28 protein-coding genes, 1 tRNA gene and 1 pseudogene are annotated in these 25,321 nt (G+C 72.4%); 16 read left to right on the top strand and 14 right to left on the bottom strand.

Annotated features, from left to right (window positions below; genetic code table 11):
• Positions 1-97 precede the first annotated feature (97 nt).
• Positions 98-1,051, top strand: a complete 954-nt coding sequence (locus CO540_RS17405; protein ID WP_253866002.1) for a DUF559 domain-containing protein — start codon at positions 98-100, stop codon at positions 1,049-1,051.
• A gap of 62 nt (positions 1,052-1,113) precedes the next feature.
• On the opposite strand, the gene CO540_RS17400 is transcribed toward CO540_RS17405, so the two are convergent.
• Complete coding sequence (locus CO540_RS17400) at positions 1,114-2,430, bottom strand: D-arabinono-1,4-lactone oxidase (RefSeq protein WP_371682223.1); 1,317 nt, start codon at positions 2,428-2,430, stop codon at positions 1,114-1,116.
• A 219-nt stretch (positions 2,431-2,649) separates the two neighbouring features.
• On the opposite strand from CO540_RS17400, the gene CO540_RS17395 reads away from it, so the two are divergent.
• Complete coding sequence (locus CO540_RS17395) at positions 2,650-3,225, top strand: TetR family transcriptional regulator (RefSeq protein ID WP_091583544.1); 576 nt, start codon at positions 2,650-2,652, stop codon at positions 3,223-3,225.
• Between the two features lie 65 nt (positions 3,226-3,290).
• Here CO540_RS17395 and CO540_RS17390 read toward each other — a convergent pair whose 3' ends face one another.
• Positions 3,291-4,499 (bottom strand): amino acid deaminase/aldolase, encoded by a 1,209-nt coding sequence (locus tag CO540_RS17390; RefSeq protein WP_099162867.1) that lies wholly within the window; start codon positions 4,497-4,499, stop codon positions 3,291-3,293.
• 307 nt (positions 4,500-4,806) lie between these two features.
• Between CO540_RS17390 and tmk the strand changes: the two genes are divergently transcribed.
• The 6 genes from tmk (at position 4,807) to CO540_RS17360 (ending at position 10,748) form a co-directional block, all read left to right on the top strand.
• A complete protein-coding gene (gene tmk, locus CO540_RS17385; protein ID WP_253866753.1) occupies positions 4,807-6,873 on the top strand; it encodes a dTMP kinase in 2,067 nt (688 codons plus the stop codon).
• Positions 6,870-8,186 carry a DNA polymerase III subunit delta' gene (locus tag CO540_RS17380; RefSeq protein ID WP_099162866.1) on the top strand — a complete coding sequence of 439 codons (1,317 nt, stop codon included), beginning with the start codon at positions 6,870-6,872 and terminating at the stop codon, positions 8,184-8,186. Before tmk ends, CO540_RS17380 begins: the two co-directional genes overlap by 4 nt.
• 151 nt (positions 8,187-8,337) lie before the next feature.
• Complete coding sequence (locus CO540_RS17375; RefSeq protein ID WP_099162865.1) at positions 8,338-8,667, top strand: YbaB/EbfC family nucleoid-associated protein; 330 nt, start codon at positions 8,338-8,340, stop codon at positions 8,665-8,667.
• Between the two features lies 1 nt (position 8,668).
• Entirely contained in the window at positions 8,669-8,974 is a 306-nt protein-coding gene (locus CO540_RS30590; RefSeq protein ID WP_099162864.1) for a hypothetical protein, read from the top strand.
• Positions 8,974-9,642: a hypothetical protein gene (locus CO540_RS17365; protein ID WP_099162863.1), complete on the top strand. Its 669-nt coding sequence runs from the start codon at positions 8,974-8,976 to the stop codon at positions 9,640-9,642. Before CO540_RS30590 ends, CO540_RS17365 begins: the two co-directional genes overlap by 1 nt.
• Positions 9,643-9,902: 260 nt before the next feature.
• Positions 9,903-10,748 (top strand): regulatory iron-sulfur-containing complex subunit RicT, encoded by an 846-nt coding sequence (locus CO540_RS17360; protein WP_099162862.1) that lies wholly within the window; start codon positions 9,903-9,905, stop codon positions 10,746-10,748.
• A gap of 26 nt (positions 10,749-10,774) precedes the next feature.
• On the opposite strand, the gene CO540_RS17355 is transcribed toward CO540_RS17360, so the two are convergent.
• Positions 10,775-12,508: a metallophosphoesterase gene (locus tag CO540_RS17355; protein WP_091583518.1), complete on the bottom strand. Its 1,734-nt coding sequence runs from the start codon at positions 12,506-12,508 to the stop codon at positions 10,775-10,777.
• A 131-nt stretch (positions 12,509-12,639) separates the two neighbouring features.
• On the opposite strand from CO540_RS17355, the gene CO540_RS17350 reads away from it, so the two are divergent.
• Positions 12,640-12,716, top strand: a tRNA-Thr gene (locus CO540_RS17350).
• A 92-nt stretch (positions 12,717-12,808) separates the two neighbouring features.
• Here the strand turns inward: CO540_RS17350 and CO540_RS30975 are convergent.
• The 5 genes from CO540_RS30975 to CO540_RS30195 all read right to left on the bottom strand — a co-directional run bounded on the left by CO540_RS30975 (position 12,809) and on the right by CO540_RS30195 (position 15,549).
• Positions 12,809-13,117 carry a site-specific integrase gene (locus CO540_RS30975; RefSeq protein ID WP_256386055.1) on the bottom strand — a complete coding sequence of 103 codons (309 nt, stop codon included), beginning with the start codon at positions 13,115-13,117 and terminating at the stop codon, positions 12,809-12,811.
• Positions 13,118-13,151: 34 nt separating this feature from the next.
• The gene (locus CO540_RS30970; protein WP_253866000.1) at positions 13,152-13,460 is read right to left on the bottom strand and encodes a hypothetical protein; all 309 of its coding nucleotides are present in this window, start codon (positions 13,458-13,460) and stop codon (positions 13,152-13,154) included.
• Entirely contained in the window at positions 13,457-14,560 is a 1,104-nt protein-coding gene (locus tag CO540_RS17340; RefSeq protein ID WP_099162860.1) for a WXG100 family type VII secretion target, read from the bottom strand. The genes CO540_RS30970 and CO540_RS17340 overlap by 4 nt, the downstream gene beginning before the upstream one ends.
• A gap of 2 nt (positions 14,561-14,562) precedes the next feature.
• Entirely contained in the window at positions 14,563-14,787 is a 225-nt protein-coding gene (locus CO540_RS17335) for a hypothetical protein (RefSeq protein ID WP_157779145.1), read from the bottom strand.
• 459 nt (positions 14,788-15,246) lie between these two features.
• A complete protein-coding gene (locus tag CO540_RS30195) occupies positions 15,247-15,549 on the bottom strand; it encodes a hypothetical protein (RefSeq protein WP_157779144.1) in 303 nt (100 codons plus the stop codon).
• Between the two features lie 681 nt (positions 15,550-16,230).
• On the opposite strand from CO540_RS30195, the gene CO540_RS17325 reads away from it, so the two are divergent.
• A complete protein-coding gene (locus CO540_RS17325) occupies positions 16,231-16,614 on the top strand; it encodes a VOC family protein (protein ID WP_099164807.1) in 384 nt (127 codons plus the stop codon).
• 105 nt (positions 16,615-16,719) lie between these two features.
• Positions 16,720-17,088: a hypothetical protein gene (locus CO540_RS17320; protein WP_099162857.1), complete on the top strand. Its 369-nt coding sequence runs from the start codon at positions 16,720-16,722 to the stop codon at positions 17,086-17,088.
• Between the two features lie 378 nt (positions 17,089-17,466).
• Here CO540_RS17320 and CO540_RS17315 read toward each other — a convergent pair whose 3' ends face one another.
• Positions 17,467-18,096 carry a VOC family protein gene (locus CO540_RS17315; protein WP_099162856.1) on the bottom strand — a complete coding sequence of 210 codons (630 nt, stop codon included), beginning with the start codon at positions 18,094-18,096 and terminating at the stop codon, positions 17,467-17,469.
• Between the two features lie 83 nt (positions 18,097-18,179).
• The gene (locus CO540_RS17310; RefSeq protein ID WP_253865997.1) at positions 18,180-18,563 is read right to left on the bottom strand and encodes a hypothetical protein; all 384 of its coding nucleotides are present in this window, start codon (positions 18,561-18,563) and stop codon (positions 18,180-18,182) included.
• A 131-nt stretch (positions 18,564-18,694) separates the two neighbouring features.
• On the opposite strand from CO540_RS17310, the gene CO540_RS30190 reads away from it, so the two are divergent.
• Both CO540_RS30190 and CO540_RS17300 read left to right on the top strand, forming a co-directional pair.
• A complete protein-coding gene (locus tag CO540_RS30190; RefSeq protein WP_157779143.1) occupies positions 18,695-19,060 on the top strand; it encodes a hypothetical protein in 366 nt (121 codons plus the stop codon).
• Between the two features lie 62 nt (positions 19,061-19,122).
• On the top strand, positions 19,123-19,665 hold the full coding sequence (locus tag CO540_RS17300; protein ID WP_157779142.1) for a hypothetical protein: 543 nt from the start codon (positions 19,123-19,125) through the stop codon (positions 19,663-19,665).
• A gap of 22 nt (positions 19,666-19,687) precedes the next feature.
• Here the strand turns inward: CO540_RS17300 and CO540_RS17295 are convergent, their stop codons facing one another.
• Entirely contained in the window at positions 19,688-20,590 is a 903-nt protein-coding gene (locus tag CO540_RS17295; RefSeq protein WP_099162854.1) for an AraC family transcriptional regulator, read from the bottom strand.
• An 86-nt stretch (positions 20,591-20,676) separates the two neighbouring features.
• On the opposite strand from CO540_RS17295, the gene CO540_RS17290 reads away from it, so the two are divergent.
• Entirely contained in the window at positions 20,677-21,633 is a 957-nt protein-coding gene (locus CO540_RS17290) for an SDR family NAD(P)-dependent oxidoreductase (protein WP_099164805.1), read from the top strand.
• Positions 21,634-21,637: 4 nt separating this feature from the next.
• Here CO540_RS17290 and CO540_RS17285 read toward each other — a convergent pair whose 3' ends face one another.
• The 3 genes and pseudogenes from CO540_RS17285 to CO540_RS17275 form a co-directional block, all read right to left on the bottom strand.
• The gene (locus CO540_RS17285; protein ID WP_099162853.1) at positions 21,638-22,552 is read right to left on the bottom strand and encodes a Nif3-like dinuclear metal center hexameric protein; all 915 of its coding nucleotides are present in this window, start codon (positions 22,550-22,552) and stop codon (positions 21,638-21,640) included.
• 279 nt (positions 22,553-22,831) lie between these two features.
• Positions 22,832-23,278 (bottom strand): annotated as a pseudogene (locus tag CO540_RS17280) (SRPBCC family protein); the annotation flags it as partial.
• A 175-nt stretch (positions 23,279-23,453) separates the two neighbouring features.
• Complete coding sequence (locus CO540_RS17275) at positions 23,454-24,074, bottom strand: pyridoxamine 5'-phosphate oxidase family protein (RefSeq protein WP_099162851.1); 621 nt, start codon at positions 24,072-24,074, stop codon at positions 23,454-23,456.
• Between the two features lie 167 nt (positions 24,075-24,241).
• On the opposite strand from CO540_RS17275, the gene CO540_RS17270 reads away from it, so the two are divergent.
• Complete coding sequence (locus CO540_RS17270) at positions 24,242-24,748, top strand: DUF2231 domain-containing protein (protein ID WP_099164804.1); 507 nt, start codon at positions 24,242-24,244, stop codon at positions 24,746-24,748.
• Positions 24,745-25,272, top strand: a complete 528-nt coding sequence (locus tag CO540_RS17265) for an Hsp20/alpha crystallin family protein (RefSeq protein ID WP_099162850.1) — start codon at positions 24,745-24,747, stop codon at positions 25,270-25,272. The genes CO540_RS17270 and CO540_RS17265 overlap by 4 nt, the downstream gene beginning before the upstream one ends.
• Positions 25,273-25,321 lie beyond the last annotated feature (49 nt).

Here is a 25,321-nt window from a genome sequence, read left to right as displayed (position 1 = left end):
GGAAGGAAACGGCCCCTATAGGGGCCCTTTGCTTCCAAGATCTCGTGACTGTCCACAGGGGCGGCGGAGGAGTGGCGTCGGGGAGCACCGTGGGTAGGTGGGGAAATCCTGGGCGGGGATGCGGCGGGCGCTGCCGTCGGATGACGCGGACGAATTGACCTGGCTGCTCTTCCGGCAGGAGGACGTGCTCAGCCTCCAGCAGGCGCGGGTGCACTTCACCCGTAGGGCGATCCGTCACCGGGTGACGACCGGCCGGTGGCGGCAGGCGCATCGCGCGGTTCTCGTCGCGCACAACGGTCCGGTCGGTCCCGCCCAGCTCCGGTGGATCGCGGTGCTGGCGGCCGGCCCCGCAGCGCTCCTGGGGGGCATGACGGCTGCTCAGGCGGGCGGGCTGCGTGGGTTCCCGGACCGGGTGGTCCATCTGCTCCTGCCCGCCACGACCCGTCGATCCCCGCTGCCGACCGGTGTGCTGGCGCACCGGACGACCCATCTGCCCGACACCGATGTGGTGCCGGTCGCGGCGCCGCCCCGGACGGCGGCGGCCCGATCGGTGGTCGACGCGGCGCAGTGGGCGTCGACCGACACGCAGGCCCGCACGATCGTCGCGGCCGCCTTTCAGCAGCGGCTGGTGGGTGGTGACGACCTGCACGAGGTGGTGGAGCGGATGCCCAGGGTCCGTCGCCGGCGTCTGATCCTGTCCACCGCCACCGATGCGGCCGGCGGTGCACACTCCCTCGGCGAACTGGACCTGCTCGGTCTCGTACGCGATGCCGGCCTGCCCGAACCGACGTGCCAGGTGATTCGTCGCGACTCCTCCGGCCGCCGGCGCTACCTCGACGCATACTTCGAGCAGTGGCGGGTGCACGTCGAGGTGGACGGCGGGCAGCATCTGGATCCGGCGCACGCCTGGGCGGACATGCGGCGGCAGAACGATCTGTGGGTCGAGGGCGACCGCGTGCTCCGCTTTCCCTCGTGGGCCCTGCGCGCCGATCCGACAGCAGTTGTCGCCCAACTCCGCGCCGCACTGAGGGCCGCCGGGTGGCCGGGATGACGACCGGAGCAGATCTTGGAAGATGAAGGCCCTCCGGAAGGCCCTCCGCTTCCAAGATCTGGTCAGGAGCCGAGGACCTGGCGGAGGTAGGGGTTTGTGAAGACGTTGTTCGGGTCCAGGCGGGTGCGGACGGACTGGAAGTCGGTGAACCTCGGGTAGGCGGTGGCCAGGGACTCCGCGTTCCGCCAGTGCAGCTTGCCCCAGTGCGGTCGCCCACCCAGCTCGGTCGCCACCTGCTCGAACGCGCGGAAGTACGGCTCGTACGGCATCCCCACGTACTGGTGCACGGCGATGTACGCGGAGTCCCGCCCGTAGGAGTGGGACAGCCAGATGTCGTCGGCGGCGGTGAACCGCACCTCGACCGGGAACAGCACCTTGAACGGCATCCGGTCGACGATCCGGCGCAGCTCCGCGAGCGCGGTGGGCAGCGCGTCGCGGGGCAGCCCGTACTCCATCTCCACGAAGCGGACCCGGCGCGGGGTGCAGAAGACGTGGTCGGAGCGGCCGGTGTAGGTGCGTTCGGTGAGCGCGCGGGCGGAGACGGCGCTGATCCGGGGCGCGAGGGCGGGCACGGCGCGGCCGAGCCGGCAGGCGCCGGCGAAGACGGTGTTGGACAGGAACTCGTCGTCCAGCCAGCCGCGCCAGCGGGGCAGCGGCCGGTCGTCGGCGGGTACCCGGTCGTTTGCCTTGACCTGCACCCGGTCGGTGTAGGGGAACCAGTAGAACTCGGCGTGGTCGTGCCGCTCGTGCAGGCCCGGGAGGTCGTCGAGCACCTCGGCGAGCGGGGCCGGCCGCTCGTGCGCGCGCAGCACGAAGGCGTCCACGCAGCGCAGCGTGACCTCGACCAGCACGCCGACCGCGCCGAGCCCGACCCGGGCGGCGTCGAACACGTCGCGGTGTTCCTCGGCCGAGCAGCGCAGCACCTCACCGGTGCCGGTGACCAGCGTCAGCGCGGTCACGAAGGTGGAGAGGCAACCGAGCCTGCCGCCGGTGCCGTGGGTGCCGGTGGAGAGCGCGCCGGCGATGGTCTGGGCGTCGATGTCGCCGAGGTTGGGCATCGCCAGCCCGTGCCCGGCGAGCAGTTCGTTGAGGGTGTGCAGCGTCATCCCGGCCGGTACGGTGACCAGGCGGCGCGCCACGTCGACGGTGACGTCGGTCTCCAGGTCGGCGAGGTCGAGCCGGTGACCGTCGGCCACGGCGGCGGCGGTGAAGGAGTGACCGCTGCCGATCGCCCGGACCGTCCGGCCGGCGGCGCCGGCCTGGCGGACCGCCTCGGCGACGTCGTCGACCGTCCGGGGACGCGCGGTGAGGAGCGCCGTGCTGTGCTGGTTGCCGGCCCAGTTGGACCAGGCGACGGGGGTACCGGTCATGACGGCCACTCCTCGACATGAATATGAACTGAATTCATATCAGGAACGTTGTGCCTGGTAAATACCGCAATCGAGCCCGGCTCGTTGTACCGGTAGTCACAGACTCGTGACGTGCAGATATGTTCATCCGTCGAAGGGGGGTGGCGCCGAGTGTCCACACCAGCCGCCACGACCGGGCCGCTGCGTCGGGTACCGGTGCAGGGTCGAAGTGTCGCGCGGGTCCAGCGGATGCTGGACGCCTGCGCCGAGCTCGTCGACGAGGTGGGGTACGAGGGGCTGACCACGACCCTGCTCGCCGAGCGTGCCGAGGTGGCGATCGGGTCGGTCTACCAGTTCTTTCCGGACAAGCGGGCGATCGTGCAGGCGTTGACGCTGCGCACCATGGAGTCCTACCTCCAGCGGCTCGACGAGCGGTTCGCCTCGGACGACCTGACCCACTGGTGGGACGGCGTCGACGCGGCGATCGACGAGTACATCTCGATGCACCGCACCGTCCCCGGCTTCCGTACCCTGCACTTCGGCGACGTGGTCGACCTGCACCTGCTGGACGACCAGCGGGACAACAACGGCGTCATCGCGGAGCAGCTCGCCCGCGTGCTCACCGAACGGTTCGGTCTGGCCGGCGTGCCCGACCTGCGGTTCCACCTGGAGGTCGCGGTGGAGGCCGCGGACGCCCTGATCAAGCTGGCGTTCCGCCGGCGCACCGACGGCGACGAGCGGGTGCTGGTCGAGGCGAAGGCGCTCATCCGGGAATACCTGCACCGGCAGGTCGACGCCCCGACGGGGGTCGTCCACCAGGGTTGAGCGGCACGCCGAGCGGCGGGTTCTGCGAGTGCGCCGGGACCCGCCGTCGTCACGTCCCGGCCCGGTCAGAGGAAGGCCCGCCCCTCACCCCGGTAGGTGGGCGCGGTCGCGACCACCGCGTCGCCCTCGACCAGGTGCACCTCGTTGACGTGCTCGCACACCTCACCGGCCTTCGCGTGCCGGAACCACACCCGGTCGCCGACCCGCAGGTCGCTCGCGGCGTCCCCGGCCAGCGGGGTCTGGACCTCGCCCGCACCCTCGGCGCCGAGCAGCGTCAGCCCGGCCGGCAGCCAGGGCCGGGGGAGCCGGCTGTCCGCCGCCGGGCCGGAGGCGATCCAACCGCCGCCGAGCACGGTGGCGATCGCGGGCGTCGGCCGGCGGACCACCGCGCAGGCGAAGAACGCCGCCGGGGTCGGCCGCCAGGCACGGTACGCGTCGAACAGCGTCGGCCCGTAGAGGCCCGAGCCGGCGGTGACCTCGGTGACCGCCGGGTCGGCGCTGGTGGCGGCCACGCTGCCGGTGCCGCCGCCGTTGACGAACTCCAGGTCGGCGTGCTCGCGGACCGCGGCGACCGCCGCCGACCGGCGGGCCAGCAGTTCCCGGTACGACCCGCGCTGGGCGACCCGGATCGCCGACCCGAGCACCGCCTTCCCCGGCGGGGCGTCGCCGAGGCCGGCGATCTGTGCCTCGTACGACATCAGGCCGACCAGCCGGAAGCCCGGCCGGCCGGCGACGGCGGCGGCGAGCGTGCCGGCCGCCCTGGCGCTGTGCACCGGGGAGCGGCGCACGCCGACGTGGACCCGCCCCCGCAGCGGTCGCCAGGAGGCGTCGAGGTCGAGGCAGATCCGCAGGGCGGGGCGGCGGCCGGGCGGGCAGACCCGGTCGATCAGGTCGAGCTGCCCGGCGTCGTCGACCATCAGCGTCACCGCGTCGGCGAGGGCCGGGTCGGCGGCCAGCTCCGCGAGCGCCGCCCGGTGGGCGGTCGGGTACGCCAGCAGCACGTCGTCGCTGACGCCGGTCCGGGCGAGCCAGACCGCCTCGGGCAGGGTGAAGGCCATCACACCGTGCCAGCCGGGGCGCGCGAGCGCGCGGGTCAGCAGCTCGCGGACCCGCACGGACTTGCTCGCCACCCGCAGCGGCTTGCCGCCGGCCCGGCCGACCAGCGCGTCCGCGTTGGCGTCGAACGCGGAGAGATCGACCACCGCGTACGGCGGGTCGAGGTGGGCGGTCGCCCGGTCGAGACGATCGCGAAGTTCGGCACGGTCGATGGCCACGTCTGCACGCTAACTGTCTGGACGGCAATGCGAAATACCCTCGCGTCTGTCCGGGCTGCGGGCGGTGGTCCCGGCGGCCTAGGCTCGGCGAGCAGGTGAATGTCGCGGGGGGCGACGCCCTCTGCGCGACTAGAGTGTTCCACCGGGGATGCCCACATCTGGGCCGGCACGTGGAGGTACGGCCATCGAAAGCCAGAAGAACGGCGAGTCGCCCGGCGTGTCGTCGCCCGGCACACAGGCCGACCGCTCCGGGATCGCCGCCATCCGTTCGGTGCTGCGCATCCGGCCGTTCCGCCGGCTGTGGATCGTGCTCAGCGCGGCCTCCTTCGGCGACTGGCTCGGCCTGCTCGCCACCGCGCTCTTCGCCGCCTCGCAGGTGTCCGGCAGCACCGCCCAGGGCGCGGCCTTCGGTGGCGTGACCGCCATCCGGCTGCTGCCGGCGCTGGTGCTCGGCCCGGTGGCGGGCGTCTTCGCCGACCGGTTCGACCGGCGGTGGACGATGGTCATCTGCGATCTGCTGCGCTTCGTGCTCTTCGCGTCGATCCCGCTCTACGCGCTCACCGGCGCCGCGGGCGGCCTGGTGGTCGGCTGGGCGCTGATCGCCACCTTCCTGATCGAGTCGATCACCCTGATGTGGATCCCGGCCAAGGAGGCGGCGGTCCCCAACCTGATCCCGCGTACCCGGCTGGAGGCGGCCAACCAGCTCACGCTGATCACCACGTACGGCCTGACCCCGGTGGCCGCCGCCGTCGCGCTGGCCGTGCTCGACCGGGGCGTCCGCGGGGCGGTCGGTGGTGACCTGCCCGACTGGGCCGAGCCGGCCCAGCTCGCGCTCTGGTTCAACGCCTTCTCCCGGCTGGCCACCGCGCTCGTGGTGGCGTTCGGGATCAAGGAGATCAGCGAGGCCCAGCGCGGCGAGGGGGAGCGCGCCGAGCAGAGCATGTTCCGCCAGTTCGCCGAGGGCTGGAAGTTCATCGGCCAGACGCCGCTGGTGCGGGGCCTGGTGCTCGGCATCTTCGGCGCCTTCGCCGGCGGCGGCATCGTGGTCGGCACGGCCAAGTTCTTCGCCAACTCGCTCGGCGCCGGCGACGCCGCGTTCTCGCTGCTCTTCGGCGCGATCTTCGTCGGGCTGGCGCTCGGCATCGGGCTCGGCCCGATGATCGTGCGGGACATGTCCCGCCGCCGCTGGTTCGGCATGAGCATCGTGCTGGCCAGCGCATCCGTGCTGGTGCTCGCGTTCGCCATCCACCTGTCCATGGCGATCGTCGGCGCGATCCTGGTCGGCGCCGGCGCCGGCATGGCGTTCCTGGCCGGCACGACGCTGCTCGGCGGCGAGGTCGCCGACGAGGTGCGCGGCCGGGTCTTCGCGGTGGTGCAGATCGGCACCCGGCTGGTGCTGATCCTGGCCATCGCGCTGAGCAGCCTGCTGGTCGGCGTCGGCGGCTCCCGCCAGCTCACCATCGCCGACCTGGGCATCTCGATCTCCTCGACCCGGCTGCTTCTGCTCGCCGCCGGCGCGGCCGGCATCTTCGCCGGGATCAGCGCGTTCGGGCAGATGGACGACAAGAAGGGCGTGCCGGTCCTCGCCGACCTCTGGGGTTCGATCCGGGGCCGCCCGCTGATGCCGGCCGAGCCGTTCGTCTCCAGCGGCCTCTTCGTGGTCTTCGAGGGCGGTGAGGGCGCCGGCAAGTCGACCCAGCTCGCGACGCTCGCCGAGCGGCTGCGCGGCCAGGGTCGGGACGTGGTGGTCACCCGCGAGCCGGGCGCCACCGGGGTCGGCGAACGGATCCGTTCGCTGGTGCTGGGCACCACCCACGACGACACGCCGTCGCCGCGCGCCGAGGCGCTGCTCTACGCCGCCGACCGCGCCCACCACGTGGCCACCGTGGTCCGTCCGGCGCTGGTCCGCGGCGCGGTGGTGGTCAGCGACCGCTACGTCGACTCGTCCCTGGCCTACCAGGGCGCCGGCCGGACGCTGCCGGTCGACGAGGTCTCCTGGCTCTCCTCCTGGGCCACCGGCGGCCTCAAGCCCGACCTGGTGGTCCTGCTCGACGTCGACCCGCGCACCGGCCTGGGTCGGGTGGAGGCCCGCAGCGAGGGCGCCGACCGGCTGGAGGCCGAGTCGCTGGCGTTCCACGAGCGCGTCCGCTACGCCTTCCTCGACCTGGCCGCCGGCGACCCGAAGCGCTACCTGGTGCTGGACGCGTCCCGGCCGGTCGAGGAGATCGCCGACGCCGTCGCCCGGCGGGTGGACGAGTTCCTGGTCGATCCGGCCGCGATCGTGCACCCGCGCCCGGCGCAGGGCCCGGACACCTCGGTCCAGCCCGAGTTATCCGACGCGGAGCTGGTGACGATGGAGCAGACCCGCCGATGACGGACGTCTTCGGTGACCTGGTCGGGCAGGACGAGGCGGTGGCCACGCTGCGGCGGGCCGCCGCCTCGGCCGCCGCGCTGCTGCGTGCCGCCGCGCCCGTCGCGGCCCACGCGGGCGCACCGGCCGGCGCCGGGGACCCCGAGGGGCACGACGACCTCGACGCGCTCGCCGAGGAGTTCGACGAGCCCGGCGCGGACGGCCCGGTGGCTCCCCCCGCCGCCGACCCGGGCGCCGGGATGACCCACGCCTGGATCTTCACCGGGCCGCCCGGGTCCGGTCGGTCGGTGGCGGCCCGCGCCTTCGCCGCCGCCCTGCAGTGCGTCCACGGCACCGGATGCGGTCGCTGCCCGGGCTGCCACACCACGTTGGCCGGCACGCACGCCGACGTCCGGCTGGTGGTGCCCGAGGGGCTCTCCATCGGCGTCGGCGAGATGCGCGCGCTGGTGCTGCGGGCGGCGAGCACGCCGTCCGGCGGCCGGTGGCAGGTCGTCATCATCGAGGACGCCGACCGGCTGACCGAGGCCGCCGGCAACGCGCTGCTCAAGGCGGTCGAGGAGCCGCCACCACGTACCGTCTTCCTGCTCTGCGCCCCCTCGACCCACCCGGACGACGTCTCCGTGACCATCCGCTCCCGGTGCCGGGTCGTGCCGCTGCGCCAGCCGCACGCCGGCGCGGTGGCCGAGGTGCTGGTCCGCCGGGACGGCATCGCGCCGGACGTCGCCGAGTGGGCCGCGGCGGCCGCGCAGGGGCACGTGGGCCGGGCCCGGCGGTTGGCCCGCGACCCGGAGGCGCGGCAGCGGCGGGACGCCGTGCTCGCGGTGCCGCGCCGGCTCACCGGCGTGGGCGCCGCGTTCGACGCGGCCTCGGCGCTGATCGAGGCCGCCGAGGCGGAGGCCGCCGCCTCGGTCGCGGAGGCCGACGAGGCGGAGCGGGCGGCGCTGCAGACCGCGCTCGGCGCGGGCGGCACCGGCCGGGGCGCCGCCGGCGCCATGCGGGGGGCCGCCGGCCAGCTCAAGGACCTGGAGAAGCGGCAGAAGTCGCGGGCCACCCGGGCCCAGCGGGACGCGCTGGACCGGGCGCTCGTCGACCTCGCCGGGTTCTACCGGGACGCGCTCACCATGGCGCTGCGGGCGCCGGTCGTCCCGGTGCACACCGACACGGCGGCGCTGGCCGGGGCCGGTGCGCAGAAGTGGGAGGCCGAGGGCGCGCTGCGCCGCCTGGAGGCGGTGCTGGAGTGCCGGGCGGCGATCGAGGCGAACGTCAAGCCGCGGATCGCGGTGGAGGCGATGATGCTGTCCCTCTGGCGGGGCTGACCCCACCCCACCCCGGGCCTGTCCACAGGGCATCGACAGGCGCGATTGACGTGCGGTACGGTCCGGTGATGCCGTGGTGACGAAGGCGGCACGCTCAGTAAGGGCGACGCCGGGGGGCCGGCGCCGCCGACCGGCCGGGAGGAGTCCGCCGATGCCGCGGGGGGAGATCGACGAGGCCTGGATCGAGGAGGCGGTGCGGCGCTACCGCCGCATCGAGACCCTGCAGGCCGAGTTCGACCAGGCGGTGGCCACGGTCGAGGTCACCGTCCGCTCACCCGACGGGCTCGTCGAGGTGGTGGTGACCGCCGGCGGGCGGATCACCGACGTGCGTTTCCTCGGCCCGCTGCACCAGCGCAGCCCGCGCGACGTGGCCGGCTCGGTGCAGGCCGCGGTGACCGCCGCCGCCGACGCGGCGCAGTGGGCCCGGGAGAAGCTGCACAACGAGACCTTCGCGGCCTACCGGCCGCTGGCGGGAGCCTGACATGGAGACGCTGCGCGCGCTCGCCGCCCGCCTCGACGAGGCCGGCGCGACCCTCGCCACGCTGGCCCGCACGGTGACCGCCACCGACCCGCCGCACCCCGCGTTCGGCGCCCACGCCGTCGGCCGGCCCGGTGAGGTGGGGCGCGCGCTGCACCGGCAGTGGACCGCCGCCACCGCCGACCGGGCGCGCGAGGCCCAGGCCGCCGCCAACCGGCTGGCCACCGCCGCGGCCGCCCTGCGCAGTGCCGCCGACCGTTACGCGGCGGCCGACGACGCGGTGGCCCGCCGGCTGGCCCGGGAGGCCTGATGGACGCGCTCGACCGCCTGGCCGAGCCGGGCCTCGACCTGCTCGCCCGGGTCGACGCGCTGCTGGCCGCCGGCGCGCCCGAGGGGCACCGGCTCTGGCCGTTGCTGCGCCGGATGCAGGTCCTCCCCGGTGCGGCCGTGCGCGAGTTCCTCGACCTGCACCCCGCGCCGCTGACCGGCGCCGGCCACGCCGTGCGCCGGCTCGTCCGGGGCTACGACGACACCTGCGCCCTGCTCACCGACCAGGTCGCCTGGTCCGGGTCGGCCGCCGCGGCCTACGACGAGGCCCGTGGCGCACTGCTGCGGCACCTCGACGAAGGGCCGGAGAGCCTGGTCGGGCGGCTGGAGTCCACCGCGGGCTACGCCGACGCGCTGGCCGGCTGGGTGGAGAGCAGCCGGGCCGCCCTGGCCCGGGTGCTCGCCGAGGTGCTGGGCTCGGCCGAGGCGGTCACCGTGCACGCGGCCGGTCGCCCGGGCGGCGAGGCGGGCCGGGTCGGGGCGTCGGCGGCGGCGGAGATCGCCACCCGGGTGCTCTCGGTGCTCGGGGTGGCCTACGACGGCGCCGAGACGCTGCTGCGCCAGTGGGGGCCGAGCCTGGCCGAGACGACGTGGCGGGACCGGGCCGCCACCGCGCCGCGCTACGGCGGCACCACCCGGATCGGCTACTGACGGTCCACGGCGTCGCGCGCCGATCCGGCCGTGGCCGGGCATCGGCGGCGACGCCGTGGCCTTCCCCTGCACCCCCCGCAGGTATGCCTTCACTCAACGCGGTCGGCCGGCGTTTGTCCCGCGCCCGGCCCAGGATTCAGCCGTCCGGGCGAGGTGTGGGAGGCGCTTCGGTCGGGTTGATCGGGATGGATCGCTGCGTCGGGTGACCGGACGGCGACCGGTCGGCCGTCCGCCGGCGAGCCTCCGCGTAGGGTGGGCACATGGGCATGCTCTGCGCGGTCAGCTTCAACCGGTACGGGCGCCTCTACTACCTGGACCCGGGCGAGCTGCGCCCGCAGGTGGGCGACCGGGTGCTGGTGCCCACCGACGACGGGCCCGAGGTGGCCGAGTGCGTCTGGGCCGCGCAGTGGGTCACCGAGGACACCGACGGTTTCCCCCGGCTGGCCGGGCTGGCCGGCGACGACGACCTGCGCCGCGACGAGCTGCTGCGCCGGCGCAAGGCCGAGGCGAAGGTGGCCGCCAAGCGGCTGATCCGGGAGCACGGCCTGCCGATGAAGGTGGTCGCCGTCGACCACGTCCTCGCCACGCCGGAGAGCGGCAGCGACCGCACCACCATCTACTTCACCGCGCCGCACCGGGTGGACTTCCGCTCGCTGGTGCGCGACCTGGGCGCGACGCTGCACTGCCGGGTCGAGCTGCGGCAGCTCTCCGCCCGCGACTCCGCGCGGGTGCAGGGCGGCATCGGCTCCTGCGGGCGCGACCTGTGCTGCGCCACCTTCCTCACCGACTTCGAGCCGGTGACGATCCGGATGGCGAAGGACCAGGACCTGCCGCTCAACCCGCTACGGATCTCCGGCGCGTGCGGGCGGCTGATGTGCTGCCTGAAGTACGAGCACCCGCTCTACCAGCGGTTCCAGGAGTCCGCCCCGGCGGTCGGCAGCCGCGTCTCCACCCCCGAGGGCGAGGGCAAGGTGGTCGGCCACAGCGTCCCGCGGGACGCGGTGACGGTCCGGCTGGACGCCGACGGCTCCCGCTGCCAGTGCAGCCGCGCCTCCGTCTGCGCCCCCCGCCAGGCCCACGACCAGCACTACAACACCCCCTCCTGACCTCCCGTCTCCGGCACGGTGCCCGGTCAGCGGAGGGTGACGGGGGGTTCCGCCAGGCGGGGGGTCAGCGGGGTCTTCGGGGTCAGCCAGGGGGCGGTGGGGGAGTCGTCCGGGTTGAGCTGCCAGGCGTGGGCCACCCGGTCCAGGGCGATCGGGTAGATCGTCAAGGTGCCGTCCGGGTCGATCCGGAACCGGAGGAACGCCTTCGAGTCCTCGATGCCCTGGGCGGCGAACAACTCGTTCAGGTTGACCCCGAACGCGCCCGCCACCAGCAGGTAGAGCGCCACGACCTGGCTGGCGACCAGCCCACTTGCCGGACCGTAGAGGACGACCGCGGCGACCGCCGGCCACGGCCACGGCCAGTCGTAGAACGGCAGGTGCAGCCAGACCCAGGTGCCACCGGCCGCCAGCGCCACCTGCGCCACACCGTGTGTCACGCCGAGGATCCAGTGCCGGGCGTGCCGTTTCCCGCCCGCGCTGGGTGGCTTGGCGAAGAACGCCGCACCCAGCAACGTCACCACCAGCATCGCCACCAACGGCACGCTGAACAGCCGCTGCGCGGTGGAGTCGGCCCGCTGCGCGGCCACCCCGGCCATCGCCAGCATGAGCAGCGTGTGCACCGTGCCGAGCAGGGTGGTGAAGCCCGGGTTCCGGAACGGCAACCGGCCGAAGATGCCCCAGCCGTACCGCCGGGAACGGGCCCGGTCCGGGTAACGGGCGGCCAGGTCGTACTCGCGGGTGCGGCTGGCGCGCCGGGTGAGCGTGTCGCGCGGCGGCACCTCCAACCGCTCCGGCAGGTGGTGGGTGGGGTAGAGGTAGGCGCCGCCGCCACCGCAGGTGATGAGCTGCCGCTCCGGGCCGGCGTAGCGGGCGTAATGGTGCAGGTCGCCGGAGACCAGCACCCGTACCTGCGCCCCGGTGGGCGCGACGATGGTCCGGATGAAGTAGTCGATCGAGTCGTACGCGTTGGGGTGGTCGACGGCCTTGACCCACGTCGGCGCCGGCACCGCCAGGATCACCTTGGACCGCGGGGTGAGCTTGCGGGCGACCTGGTCGAAGTAGGTGAGCTGCGGATCGTCCAGGTACGACCCGGACTGGTCGTCCAGGCCGAGCAGCCACCAGTCCGCCGGCAGCTCGACAGCGAAGTACGAGCGGGACTGGCCGGTGCCCCAGCCGGCGAAGTGCCGGTCCCGGGAGCGCACGAACAGCCGCAGGAACGCGGTGAGTCCGTCGTACCAGTCGTGGTTGCCCGGCACCGCGAAGAGCGTCGGCCGCTCCGGCGGGGCGACCGGCAACGCGGCCTGGTAGGGACCCTTACACCGGTCCTCGTACGCCTCGTAGCCCGCCGACGGGTAGACCTGGTCGCCGCCCATCACCAGCGTCTGCGCGCGGGGCAGCCGGTGCCCGTCCACCGTCAGCTCCGGCTGCGCCAGCAGGTACGCGATCGAGTAGGTGGCGTCGAAGCCGTCCCCCAGGTCGGCCACGTAGTCGAGCCAGAGCCCGCCGTCCGGCCCGACCTGCCGGAACGTGTCGTCGCCGAAGGCGTTCTGCAGCTCACGCTTGTCCAGGTACGCGCCGAACAGCATGGCGAGCAGCGTCCGCAGGCCGGTGCTGATCAGCAGCAGCGGCGCGAGCCAGGGGACCGGTGGGCGCGGGGTGAAGCCCAGCTCCCGGGGGTCCATGCTCAGCGGGCGGCGGGAGGCCCGCTCGCCCGGGTGCGCCGCGGGGGACGGTCGGGGTGGTTCGTGGTCCTCGCTCACCCGCCGCAGGGTAGTCCGGTCCGGACGGGAAGTCTCTCCCGTACTCGGGCAGATGTGCCCGATGTCCGGTTCTGGTGTAGGGGTATCCCGTTCGGCTTCCGGCGGGGCGTGCCGTACACTTGACGATCGTTGCCGCCTTAGCTCAGTCGGCTAGAGCGACGCACTCGTAATGCGTAGGTCGACGGTTCGATTCCGTCAGGCGGCTCCACGGAAAGGCCCAGGTCACCGGCTTGATTGCCGATCATGACCTGGGCCTTTTGCTTGCAGTCGGAAGGCTGAGCAGCCAAGCGAGCAGCCAACCTACTCACCCGACCACAGCGCCCCCTCCAACCGGGAGGCCGCTTCTCGGGCGATCTCCGGGGCCACGTGGGCGTAGATGTTGAGGGTGACGCTGATCTGCGAATGGCCGAGGATCTCCATGACCACGCGGGCGGGTACGCCCTGAGCGAGGAGGACGCTTGCCGCTGTGTGCCGTAGGTCGTGAAGACGGACCTGCCGTAAGCCCGCCCGCCGGATGATCTCCCGGAACGATCGGTAGTCGTTGTGGGGGTGGATGGGCGTGCCAACAGCGGTGGCGAAGACCTGGACGCGTACGGACGCTACGCACAGAGCTTGTAAGCGAGACGTCGGCGGGACGACGCCGTTACGGTTGGGCGTTGCCCGGGCGGTGTGCGACGTCCGGGTTGTCGATGTAGGCGGTGGCTTCGAGTTGCTGGCGTTCTTCGGGGTCGAGTTGGCTGTAGTAGGTCCAGAAGTTGCTGAAGGCGTCGTTGAGCGCGGGACCGTAGGCGCTGGTGAGGGCGGCTGTCCTGAGCATGATGTCGCCGTTGAGGACGGCGCGGGCCATCTCGCGGAGTTCAGGCTGTGGGCTGTCGGCGAGCCGGTCGAGGCTGTCGTGCAGTGCCTTCATGCGTCGTGGGTCATCGCTGGCGATGTCGGCGATGTCGCTCATCGGGTGGCGCCGGCCGCGACGAGGGGATGGTCGTAGCCGTTGCTGCCGGGTAGTGCGGGAAGTTTGACGGATTCGAGGTCGCCGAGCCGGTGGGTCAGGGCGGACCGGAACGCGAGGACGGCGGCGTTGGCGTGTTGGTAGAGCTGTGTGGCTTGGCCCCACAGCTTGAGCATGTTGGCGACTTCAACGGCGGCCACGCCGTAGCCGATGACTGCGCCGACGCCGGTTGCCGCGGTGATGGTTCCGGCGGCGGCGGAGATGCCGGCGATGATGGCCGCGTCGATGAGGCCCTTGATGACGCCGCCGAGCGATTCACCGATGGACCAGACGGAGTCGGCCATGACCTTGTACTCGTGGCCGATGTCGTTGAGCGGCCCCCGCAGGGCGGCGGTGGCGCCGGACAGTTGGGTGAAGTAGCTGTGTGCGGCGTCTCCGGCCTGTCCGTGCCACATCTGGTGCAGGGTCGTGGCGCCGGTCTGGACGTTGAGGGCCAGGTCGTGCAGCGCGTTGCCGGCGTTGCTGAGGACGGGTTGCATGGTGGCGAGGGCTTCCCAGTTGCCGAACATGCGTTCTTGCAGCCAGGAGATCGGGTCGAAGCCGAAGACGGTGTCGAAGCCCTTCATGGCCCAGGACGTGGGACTGATGTAGTCCATCCAGCCAAGGGCGTTGGGCGGTGAGTCCGGTTCCGGTGGCGGGGTGAGACTGCCGGTCACATCGCGCAGGTCGACAAAGGGCGGTGGGGGACAGGCGAGGGTCCTGAGTTCCTCCTCCAGCGCTGTCGGAGGCTGGCAGGGGATGGCACCCGGTAGGGTGCGATCCAGGTCTGATGCTGCCCTGACGTCAGTCTTGCGGTAGTAGCCGGCGGCGGCGGTCAACTCCGGCCCGGAGGCGTCGAGCAGTGCGTTCAGCCGCTTCATCGTGTCCGTGATGACGGTGGTGGCGTGCCGATGGCCGTCGGCGGCGATGGCGATCAGTTCGCCCCCGGTGGCCTCCTGGGTGTGGTTGCCGATGTAGCCGGAGATCGCGGTCGCGTCGCCACTCGCGCGATCCAACTGTCGGGCGTAGTTGACCAGCGCGCCAGGTTCGACGTTGAAGCTCATGGTTAGAGGACCGTGGCGACGAGGACCAGGCCGGCCAGCCCGATCACCAGGAGCGCGCTCGACGCCATCAGCAGCCTGACCGCCAACGTGTGCTGGTGACGAGCCGGGTAGTAGGCGGCCCCGGCTAGCCCGGCCAGGACCAAGACCAGCATCGGGATCAGCCGAAACCCGTCTGCTGCGCCGATGACCGTGGCGAACACGCCGATGAAGCCGAAGAAGATCGCCACGTTGGCGATGGCGTTTCGGAGGTTGGAGTAGGCGGTTACTTGCAGGTCAGCGACCGCACCCCGGACGTCCCGCTCGGCTTGCACTCGCTCCTCAGGGGACATTGACTTACGAGACTTCCGCCGGCTCTTGTTACTCCCTGCCACCATGCGAGCGACGATAGCAACCATCGACCCGATGAGGCTGTCCCCGTATGCCACTCAGAAGGGCGGCGAGGAAGCAGCGAGAGCACCGATCGCGCTAGCCCGGCCTTGCTCAGCGCCACGATCGAACGACGTATCGAAACGCCGACAGGATAGGCCCGGATCCACCCAGCGGGGTTGCGGACAGCCGCCCGAGGCCGCCACACGGACAGACGAGGCGGGCCGGTTGCCTTCCGTCTTTACGTTGGCCTCATGGAGTGGGTAAATACCTACAAGGACTTGCTCGGTGTCGTGATCGCGACCCTGGCCGTGGGCCTGTCACTGAGCACCGTGCTCGTGCAGCGGAGTCAACAGCGACGGGATGCCTACAGGTACATGCACGAGCAACTCATCTCCCCCGAAATACAGCAGGGACGGCGGCTCCTGTTTGACGCCGGAAGATCGCAGCAGCTTCCCGACGATCGTTCCGAGAGCTTTTACCTGATGAACCGCGCAGTTGGCATGTACGACACCCTTGGCTTGTACGTCCGGCGTAAGGTCGTGCCTCGACGCTGGGTCCTTGAGGTGTGGCATCACTCGATACGCGACTCTCGGGCAGGTGCGGAGCTTCTCGCCGCCCATCGACGCACAGCCCATCACGCCTGGTCCCCCTGGCCGCACCTTTGGTATCTGCTAAACCAGGCAGAGCGATACAGAAGCAGGCTGCCGTGTTGCGTGACTCCTCGCAGTCCGCTTCCATCCGCTCAGAGGACGCCCGGGACGTTGGCGTTGCGCCGGCCGGAGCAGCCACGGGAGCAGCCAAGCCTGCGAACGGCGACGGACTCGGCCGGACCGCAGCAGAAGGTCGGCGGGGACCAGGACCACGACGACCACCAGGCCGCGACAGACTCGTAATGCGTAGGTCGACGGTTCGATTCCGTCAGGCGGCTCGGTACGGAAGCCCAGGTCATCGACCTGGGCTTCGCCGTTTCTCAAGGTCCACGAGACCGCCGTCGGGCGTGCCGGTCCGCAGATGGTCCGCGTCCCACGCCGCGAATGCTGGCCGGTTGGGGACGGCGTCCAGGTCGTCACCGAACAGGCCCGCGTACACGTCCATCGCGACGAGGAAGCCGCGGCGTACGTCAAAGCCATGGAGAAACTCTGGATGGAAGCGGCTACGCGAGGATGCTCGCAAGCTCATCGTGCGGGTGGCTCATGCCCTCGGAGCTAGTCGCTCGATCGCCTGGCGGACGCGTGGGGCAGACCGGGGAGCAGGGGATCTCGCCGATGACAGCCAGTCGCGGGCCCCCGTACCTTGGCGTCATGGCGACTCTTTGGACCTTGGGATGCGATGCCGACGATCCGCAGCGGATAGCTGCCTTCTGGGCGCTCGCCCTCGGCTATGTCAAGGAACCTGGCTTCGACGAGCCCGACAACGCCTCCATCGTCGACCCGGACGGCCAAGGCCCTGCCATGAGCTTCCTGAAGGTGCCCGAGGGCAAGTCCAGCAAGAACCGCATGCATATCGACCTCCGGGTGGCCGGTCCAGGCCCCTGGGACATGGTCGAGCGGGCACGACTGATCCAGCAGAAGGTCCCCGCGTTGGTATCCGCCGGCGCGACGGTGATCCGGGAGGAGTGGTACGGCGACGTGCTCGGTCACGTCGTCATGCAGGACCCCGAGGGCAACGAGTTTTGCGTCGCTTGACGCCACGGCCAGTGCCCGCGATCGGGTATCCAGCTCTGCTACCACTCGCTGGACGGTCCACGACTGCCCGACGAGGAGATCCGCCAGCACTGGCACGCTGCCCGCATGAGTTACGACCTGGCGGTGTGGGAGGGCGATCTGCCCGCCAACGACGAAGCGGCCGGTGAGGCATACGAGGCCCATTATCAGCGGTACTTCGAGAGCGAGGAACAGCCGCCGACGCCGCGAATCCGGGCATACGTCGACGCCGTGGCGGCCCGATGGCCCGACCTGTACGGCCGCGACGCCGAGCTTTACCTCCTGTCGAACGGCCTCATCGATGAGGCGTCCGGCCCCATGGTCTACTTCACGATCCCGTTCAGCCGGTCCGACGAGGTCTCCTCGGAGGCCGCACAGATGGCCGCCGAACACGGGCTCGTCTGCTACGACCCGCAGTGGGAACACCTTCGCCCCGCTGCCGGTCACGACGACTGAACCCGAACTCTCACGGACCGTGGCGAACGGCCAGCCGTATCACTCCGTACAGGACGAGCAGATCGATGATCCAAACGGCCACGGAGGAGAGCAGGTCCCGAGAGGGGATCCCGACGACGACGCGGCTGCCAGCGAAGACAGCGGGGGATCAGTGTGCGATGTCGGGAGGCATTTCCGCTGCCAGGCCGCTGTGTGCCCAGCTCGGTGGGGCGGGCAACTTGATCGGGTATTGCGTAGGGCGACGATTCGATTCCGTCAGGCGGCTCGGTGAAGAAGCCCAGGTCATTGGCCTGGGCTTCGCCGTTTCTCAAGGTCGACAGCGGGCTCGTCAAGGCTGTGGACCGGTGGTGTCGGGCTGGAAGTGTGATCGGGACGGTGCTACTCGCGGCCGACCCAGGTGGCGACGCATGCCTCGTTGCCCTCGGCGTCGGCGAGGATCCACCACTTCGGCGCGTGCGCGTCGGAGACGAGGTGGCCGCCCGCGGCCAGGGCGGCGGCGACGCGGGCCTCGGCTTGATCGTGCGGGACGGCGACATCGAGGTGCATGCGGTTGCGTTGCGGACGCGCCGCGTCCATGGTCTGGAACCCGAAGCCTGGGCCGCGACGTGCCGGGTCGGCCAGGTAGTCGTCGCCGATCTGGCGGTATCCGAGCAGCGCCCGCCAGAACGGCAGCACGTTCGCGCTGACGAGTGCGTCGAGGGTGACGTTGATGAGCTGCACGGCGGTCGGGTCGGCGGGGATGTCCAGTGCCCTGGCGGCGGCCGAGATCCGGCGGGCCAGCCCGATGTCGCGCCGGGACAGGGACACGGTGACGCCGGTGGGGCGCAGGTCGATACTCAGGTACTGCTGCTCGGCCTCGCCGGCGAGCCGACCGATCGCATCGACGAGCGCTGTGCCCTCGGCCAGCGAAGCGGTCCGGAAACAGGCCGAGACCACGTGGTAGAGGGATCGCCAGTCCTCGACACCGTCGGCCTCGTGGAACTGCCCGGCGGTGATCTGCGCAGTCATGCCTGCGAAGCTAACAGGGCCGCTGGTGGCCGGGTCAGCGGCCGTGACCGGGCCCCTGAATCGCTTCCCCGGTCGTGCCGCCACTACCAGATGACGACGCCACCACCGACCGCCCTGGCGCGCGTCACGGCGTGCCGCATGGTGGCCAGGTACCGGAGGATCCGATCCGCGTCGTGTCCCGTCGCGGCGGACAGGTGCCCGACGTTCCCCGCCAGCAGCGCGCACTCCTGCTCGAAGGCGTCGAGCTGAGCCGGTGAGACCTGGAGATTCCCGCGATTCTCGACGGTGATGTCCGCCAGTTGCGGCAGGATCGTTGCGCCGAGCCGCCGGGCGGCTGCCGAACCCCACAGCTGATGGCGAACGCTCTCGGTGCCCACCGCCGTACTGGTTCCCGGCGGATCCGCCACGACGACCCGGCCGGCGTGGGCGGCGTCGTTCGGCACCCACACCGCGATGTCGAGGCTCATTCCGTACTCCCGACGGGTCGGATCACGGCCAGTGTAGGCGGCTTCTGCCCGGTCGCTGGCCGGGCCGGCGGCGAGGGGCGGCCGGATCAACCGTATCGACGCCGGTCGGCGTGTTCTGGGATCGTGGCCGCATGGAGAGCGTGGATCCGGGCGGGCCGCTGACCGACGCGGAGGTCCGGGAGCTGGTGCGGTTGCTGGCCCGGTTCGCGTCGCACGATCTGGACCAGTGGGAGAACTGGCGTGTCGACACCCCGCACGGTCCGGTGTTCATGTCCCTCAGTCGCACGGTGCTGCCGGACTGGCCGGAGGACGCGTTCGTCCCGATCTGGCCCCCGCCCGCGGACCGTCGCCACGGTTGGACGGTGTGGCGCCAGGACGACAACGGCAACCGGTACGAGGTCTCCCGGCACGCCAGCCGGGCGGAGGCGGACTCGACGGCGGCGCGGATGGAGGCCCGGGGCCACAAGCAGACCTACTGGGTCAGCCGATCGGGCTGACCATCGCGCCGGCGAGGGCCGGAGGGCTGCCCGTGCCCGCCCGATGGGCGATCATGGATGGCGTGCAGGACACGGTCGCCGTAGCGCTGATCACCTCCATGTCCACTCTGGCCGCCGCCGGCATGACCGGGGTGATCGGTGCGTGGGCCGCCCGTCGCCAGGTCACGAGCCATCTCACGGGGGCTCGGGAGGAGCGGGCGGAGCAGCGGGCGACGGAGAGGGCGCAGCGGCGCCGGGACGCGTACGTCGGGTTCCTCGGCGCGTGCGACCAGGCGTACCGAAGCCTCGACCGGACCTGGCGGCAGGAGAGTGGGGCGGGCCACGGGGAGACGTACCAGGCGCTGCGCGGTCTCGACGAGGCGTACAACATCGTCCTGCTCGAAGGGCCGGAGGAGGTCGCCCGGGAGGCGGAGCTGGTCACCGCGAGCATCAACGGCGAGTCCCGTGAACAGCGGCGACTGACCGGCGAGGCCGCCGCGGAGTCGGACGGCGTTGCGCCGGCTGACGTCCACGGACCGCAGCGGCGTGCCGCGATCGAGGAGCGGGCGACGCGGCGGGACTCCTTCGTCGCGGCGGCCCGGGCCGCCCTGGAGCAGACCAGGTAGCGCGGGAGACCGTCGCCGGGCGTCAGGCCGTCCGGTTCCGGTACGCCCGGGGCGAGAGCCCGGTGACCCGCTTGAACGCCACGCTCAGTGCGCTCTCCGAGCCGTATCCGACGGCGCGGGCGATGGTGGCCACGGTGTCCTCGGAGCGGCGGAGCCGGTCGGCGGCCAGCTCGATCCGCCACCCGGTGAGGTACTCCAGCGGGCCGCACCCGACCACCTGCTTGAACCGGGCGGCCAGGGTCGAGCGGGACACGGTGGCGGAGCGGGCCACCGCCGCCACGGTCCACGGCCGTTCTGGGTGGGCGTGCATCGCCCGCAGGGCAGGGGCCACCACGGGGTCGGTCAGGCCGGCCAGCCAGCCGGCCGGGGTTCCGTGGTCGAGGTGCAGGCGCAGGATCCGGATCAGCATGACCAGCGCGAGGTGTTCGGCGACCAGCCGTCCGCCGGGGCGACCCTGGCGGAGTTCGGCGTCGATCTCCCCGACCGCCCACCTGACGGTTTCCGCCTCCGGCGTCGTCGCGGGCACGTGGATGACCGGTGGAAGGCTGTCCAGCAGCAGGTCACGGGACCGGTCGGTGAAGGAGAACGCGCCACCGACCAGCAGGACCTCGTCGCCGGAGCCGGCCCGGGCCGGCCCGTCGGCCGCCGCCCGGAAGATCGGTCCGGCCGGTTCGGCCGGCACGTCGGGGTCGCTGGCCAGGGTGTAGCCGACCGGCCGGGTCAGCAGGAAACAGTCGCCCTCGTCGAGCGGCACCGGCTCCGGCGAGGTGTCCACCCGCAGCAGGCAGCGTCCGCGCCGTACGGCGTTGAACTTGACCCCGGTCGGCGGGTCGAAGCGCACCGCCCAGCGCCCGCCGGCGGACAGGGCGGCCGAGACGTGGCTCGTCGTGTCGAGCAGCGCGAGCACGTCGTCCAGCGGATCCACGCGACCTCCCTCCCTGGACGCCCGCTAAAGAGTGGCGGATTCCAGAGTACGGACAGTCCAGCGGTCCCGCCCCTAGCGTGGAGGTCATGACAGAGACCATCCGACTGAGCACCCCGTTCACGCCCCGCACCACGGCGGCCGAGATCCTCGACGGCGTCGACCTGACCGGCCGCCGGATGATCGTCACGGGCGGAGCCTCCGGTATCGGCACCGAGACGGTCCGGGCGCTCGCCGGCGCGGGCGCGGAGGTCACCGTCGCCACCCGTGCGCCGGCCCGGGCGGAGCCGCTGGTGGCGGAGTTCGCCGGCCGCGTCCACGCCGCCGCGCTCGACCTGGCGGACCTGACCTCGGTGGACGCGTTCCTCGCCGGCTGGGACGGCCCGCTGCACGCGCTGGTCGCCAACGCGGGCGTGATGGCGATTCCCGCCCGGCAGCTCACCGCCGAGGGGTGGGAACTCCAGTTGGCCACCAACTACCTGGGCCACTTCGCGCTCGTCCGGGGCCTGCACCCGTACCTGCGGGCGGCCGGGTCGGCCCGGGTGGTGCTGGTCAGCTCCGGCGCGCACCTGCGGGAGGCGTTCGACTTCGACGACCCGCAGTTCGAGCGGCAGCCGTACGACACCTGGGCCGCGTACGGCCGGTCGAAGACCGCCGAGGTCCTGCTCGCGGTGGGTATCGCCCGTCGGTGGGGCGGCGACGGGATCACCGCCAACGCGTTGAACCCGGGCTTCATCACCACGAACCTCCAGCGCCACATGGACGACGAGACGCTGCGCGCCTTCGGGGCGATGGACGAGGCGGGCAACCGCATCGAGCAGCCCTACTACAAGACGGCCGCCCAGGGGGCGGCGACGTCCGTGCTGCTCGCCGCGTCGCCGCTGGTCGAGGGCGTCACCGGGCGCTACTTCGACGACAACCAGGAGGCCGACGTGGTCGCGGGCGGTCCGGAGGCGACCGGCGGGGTGGCCGCCCATGCCGTCGACCCGGCCGCCGCCGACCGGCTCTGGGAGTACGCGGAGGCGGTGCTCGCCGGCCGCCGGTGACCGGTCACCGCCACCAGCGCGGTTCCCGGATCGGGTGCAGGGTCAGCCCGAGTTCCTCGGCGAACCAGCGACGCAACTGGGTCTCGACGACCAGGTGCTCGCTGGCCGCGTGGGAGACCCCGATCAGGGTCATGGTGGTGGTGGCGGCGAAGGCCCGGACGGCGGCGAACTTGCTGCGCCCGTACTCGCCCTCGATCCGGACGTGCAGCTCGCCGGTGAGGTACGCCTGCGCGCCGAGTCGTTCGGCGAGCGCCATCTGCTCGACGTGGTCGCCGATGCCCCCGACCACCGCCACCCGGGTCACGACGTCCCGGTCGGCGCCCTCGACCTCGACGGTGGTCACGCCGAACAGCTCCCGCGCCCGCCGCACGAGCGTGGCGGAGCTGACCGGTGGGACGTCGGCCACCAGCCCGGCGTGGCCGTCGCCGTACGGCCAGAACCGGTCGACGACGGTGCCGTCCAGCGCCTCCACCGCGGCGGCGGCCGTCCCGACCCGCAGCGAGACGTCCATCGGCGCGTGGCAGGAGTACAGGGAGAGCCCTCGTTCGGCCACGGCCCGCAGCCGCGCCGGGTCGATCGGCACGAAGCCCTCCGCCCAGGTGTCGTCCTCCGGGGAGCCGTTGCGGACGTCGATGGGATGGTGGGTGACCAGCAGGTCACCCGGCTCGGCCACGGCCAGCCAGGCGTCGAGCACCTCGGCCGACGGGAAGCAGGCGCCGTACACGGTTCCGACGTCGGGCCGTCCGCGCCGCATCAACCCGTTGAAGCGCTCGGCGAACCTGGGCTCGACGAAGCTCCGCCAGTCGGTGCCGGCCTCCTCGTGAACGCGGGGCAGGTGGCGGGACATCGCGGTGTCCGGCGGCGCCGTGTCGAGTTCGAACAGGCTGTCCAGGGCGGCGACGATCCGGTTGAGATCCACGCCCCGGAGTCTCGCCGCCCGCGGCGGGAGCGGCAAGCGTGAATACGCGGAACGAAGCGGGCCCGGCGGACACGGCCACGCGGCCGGTCCGCCGGGCCCACTCCGGCAGGGAGGAAGAAAGGTCTATCGCGGACCGACGGCGTCCCGCGAGGCCGGGATCCGCGCCGTCGCCTCCTCGGGCTCGGTCTCCGGCGGCGGCGGTTCCTCGTCGGTGTCCGCACGGTGCCGCGCCGCCGGATCGGGCAGGTCGGCCTCCTCGGACGGGAGTCTGTCCGGAGCGATCGTGCCGCGCCATCCGCCGGACTCCACCTGCCGGCCCTCGATGTACTCCTTGAACCGCGCCAGGTCGGACTCGGCCTGCCGGTCCACCAGGTGCAACCGCTCGCCGGCCTGCTCGACCAGCCCTTCCGGCTCGTACTCCAGGAGCAGGTGGACCTGGGTGCGTTCGGTGTCGAGCGGCGCGAAGCGGACGGTGCCCGCGTTGGTGGTGCCGTCGGTGGCCGCCCAGGCCACCGTCCGGTCCGGCACCTGCTCGACGATGGTGGCGTCCCACTCGCGTTGCACGCCCGCGATCTCGGCGATCCAGTGCGTCCGCCGGTCGTCCAACTGGCGCACCTCGCGCACGCCACCCATGAACCGGGGAAACTCCTCGAACTGGGTCCACTGGTTGTACGCGGTGGTGACCGGCACGTCGACGTCGATGGACTTCTCGACCTTCCTGGTCATGACCACTCCTTGTCGTCCCGTCGTCTGCACCGGGATCGGTACCCCCGCAGATCCGGCCCAACCGGACGACCGGAGATCGCCGGCGCGGAGGGTCCGCCACGATCGCCCCGAGGCGACTGGCAGATCATCGGCGGTGACATCGCCGCCGCCGCGATCTTCGCGCCGAAGACGTGACTCAGACGTAGAGCTTGCGGACGTAGTCCGGGCCGTAGTGCCGTTCCAGGTCGGCCAGGCTCTCCGCCACCGCCTCGACCTCCTTGACCAGCCGAGGCCGGGACGGGAGCACGTCGGGCTGCCAGGTCTCCGGCCGCCACAGCTCGGAGCGGAGGAACGCCTTCGCGCAGTGGTAGAAGATCTGCTCGACCGCCACCTCCACGGCGAGCACCGGCCGGTGGCCCTTGACCTCCATGTCGGCGAACCAGGGCGCGTCGCCGACCAGCCGGGCCCGCCCGTTGATCCGCAGCGTGTCGGTGCGGCCGGGGATCAGGAAGATCAGCCCGACGTGCGGGTTGGCCAGGATGTTGCGGTAGCCGTCGGCCCGCCGGTTGCCGGGCCGCTCCGGGATGGCGATGGTGGTGTCGTCGAGCACGAGCGCGAAGCCGGGCGGGTCACCCTTCGGCGAGACGTCGCAGCTGCCGTCCGCGCCGGCGGTGGCGATCAGGCAGAACGGCGAGGCGGCCAGCCACTCCCGGTCGCGGGCGTGCAGCGTACGGCGTTCCTTCGTCACCGCCCGGGGCATCGGCGCGCCCAGCAGGTCGCGCAGTTCCTCGGGGCTGGTGATCTCCCGTGTCGTCACGTCTTCCTCCCCCGTCCGTTGACCTTGACGACGGTTTCGGCCCGCGACGGGCCGGGATCCGTCAGGGTCAGCCTAGGAGAGGGCGTCGAGCGCCGGGTTTGCCCCCGGTGCCGACGGGTAGGGACCGGATCGCAGCGAGTGTCCGGACGCGACGGATGGAGGCCGTGATGGAGAGCCGACTCAAGGTGCTCGGCCATCCCGTGCACCCGATGCTGGTGATGTTCCCGGTCGGCCTCTTCGTGACCGCGGTGATCTTCGACCTGATCGACATCGTGGGCGGGCCGGACTTCCTCGGCGAGGTGGCGTACTGGAACGTCACGGTCGGGCTGATCGGCGGCCTGCTGGCCGCGGCGGCCGGCGCCTTCGACCTGCTGGCCCTGCCCACCGGCACCCGCGCGAAGCGGGTCGGGCTCACCCACGCCGCCGCCAACGTGGCGGTGATCCTGCTCTTCGCCGCGGTCTGGGCGGTCCGGCTCAACGCGGACTCTCGGGCGGCCGGCGGCGCGCTGTTCGCGATCGAGGTGGTCGCGGTGGCGATCCTCGGCATCAGCGCGTGGCTCGGCGGGGAGCTGGTCGACCGGCTCGGCGTCGGCGTCGACCCGGAGCACGACCTCAACGCGCCCAGCTCGCTGCGACCCCCCTCGGCCACCCAGCGGATCGGAGACGTGCGATGACGGAACAGCGGGGCTGGCGGGGACGCCAGCAGGGTTGGGACCCGATGGGCGAGTTGCAGTCGCTGCGCTCCGAGCTGAGCCGCCTGGTCGGCGGCCGCTCCGGCACCCCCGACGTGGAGATGGCCGAGACCGCCGACGGCTGGGAGGTGGTCGTCCGGCTGCCCGGCGTGGCGCCCGAGGAGGTGGCCGTCGAGCTGGACGACCGCGAGCTGTGCGTACGCGCCCGCTCGGAGGCCGAGGTCAACGCCGACCAGGGCATCCCCGGCGGGTTCACCACCCGGGGCTTCGAATACCGCGTCGACCTGCCGTCCCGGGTGGACCCGGAACGGATCGACGCGGTGATGGACCACGGCCTGCTGCGGGTGCACCTGCCCCGCGCGGCCCGGCCCGCGCCGCGCACCATCACCGTCGGCCGCACCGGCCCGCGCGCCACCTCCGGCCGTACGTCGAGCCCGGCCGATCCGGCCGCCGACCGGGAACTGCACCACCCGGACACCACCGTCGACGAGATCGACAGGCCGTAGGGGTCGCGTGACCAGCCCGACGTCGCCGCGCCGCGACCCGGAGCCGTCG

The sequence above is a fragment of the Micromonospora sp. WMMA2032 genome (assembly GCF_002688545.1).
Lineage (GTDB): Bacteria > Actinomycetota > Actinomycetes > Mycobacteriales > Micromonosporaceae > Micromonospora > Micromonospora sediminicola.
This window is presented reverse-complemented; position numbering and strand designations above follow the sequence as displayed.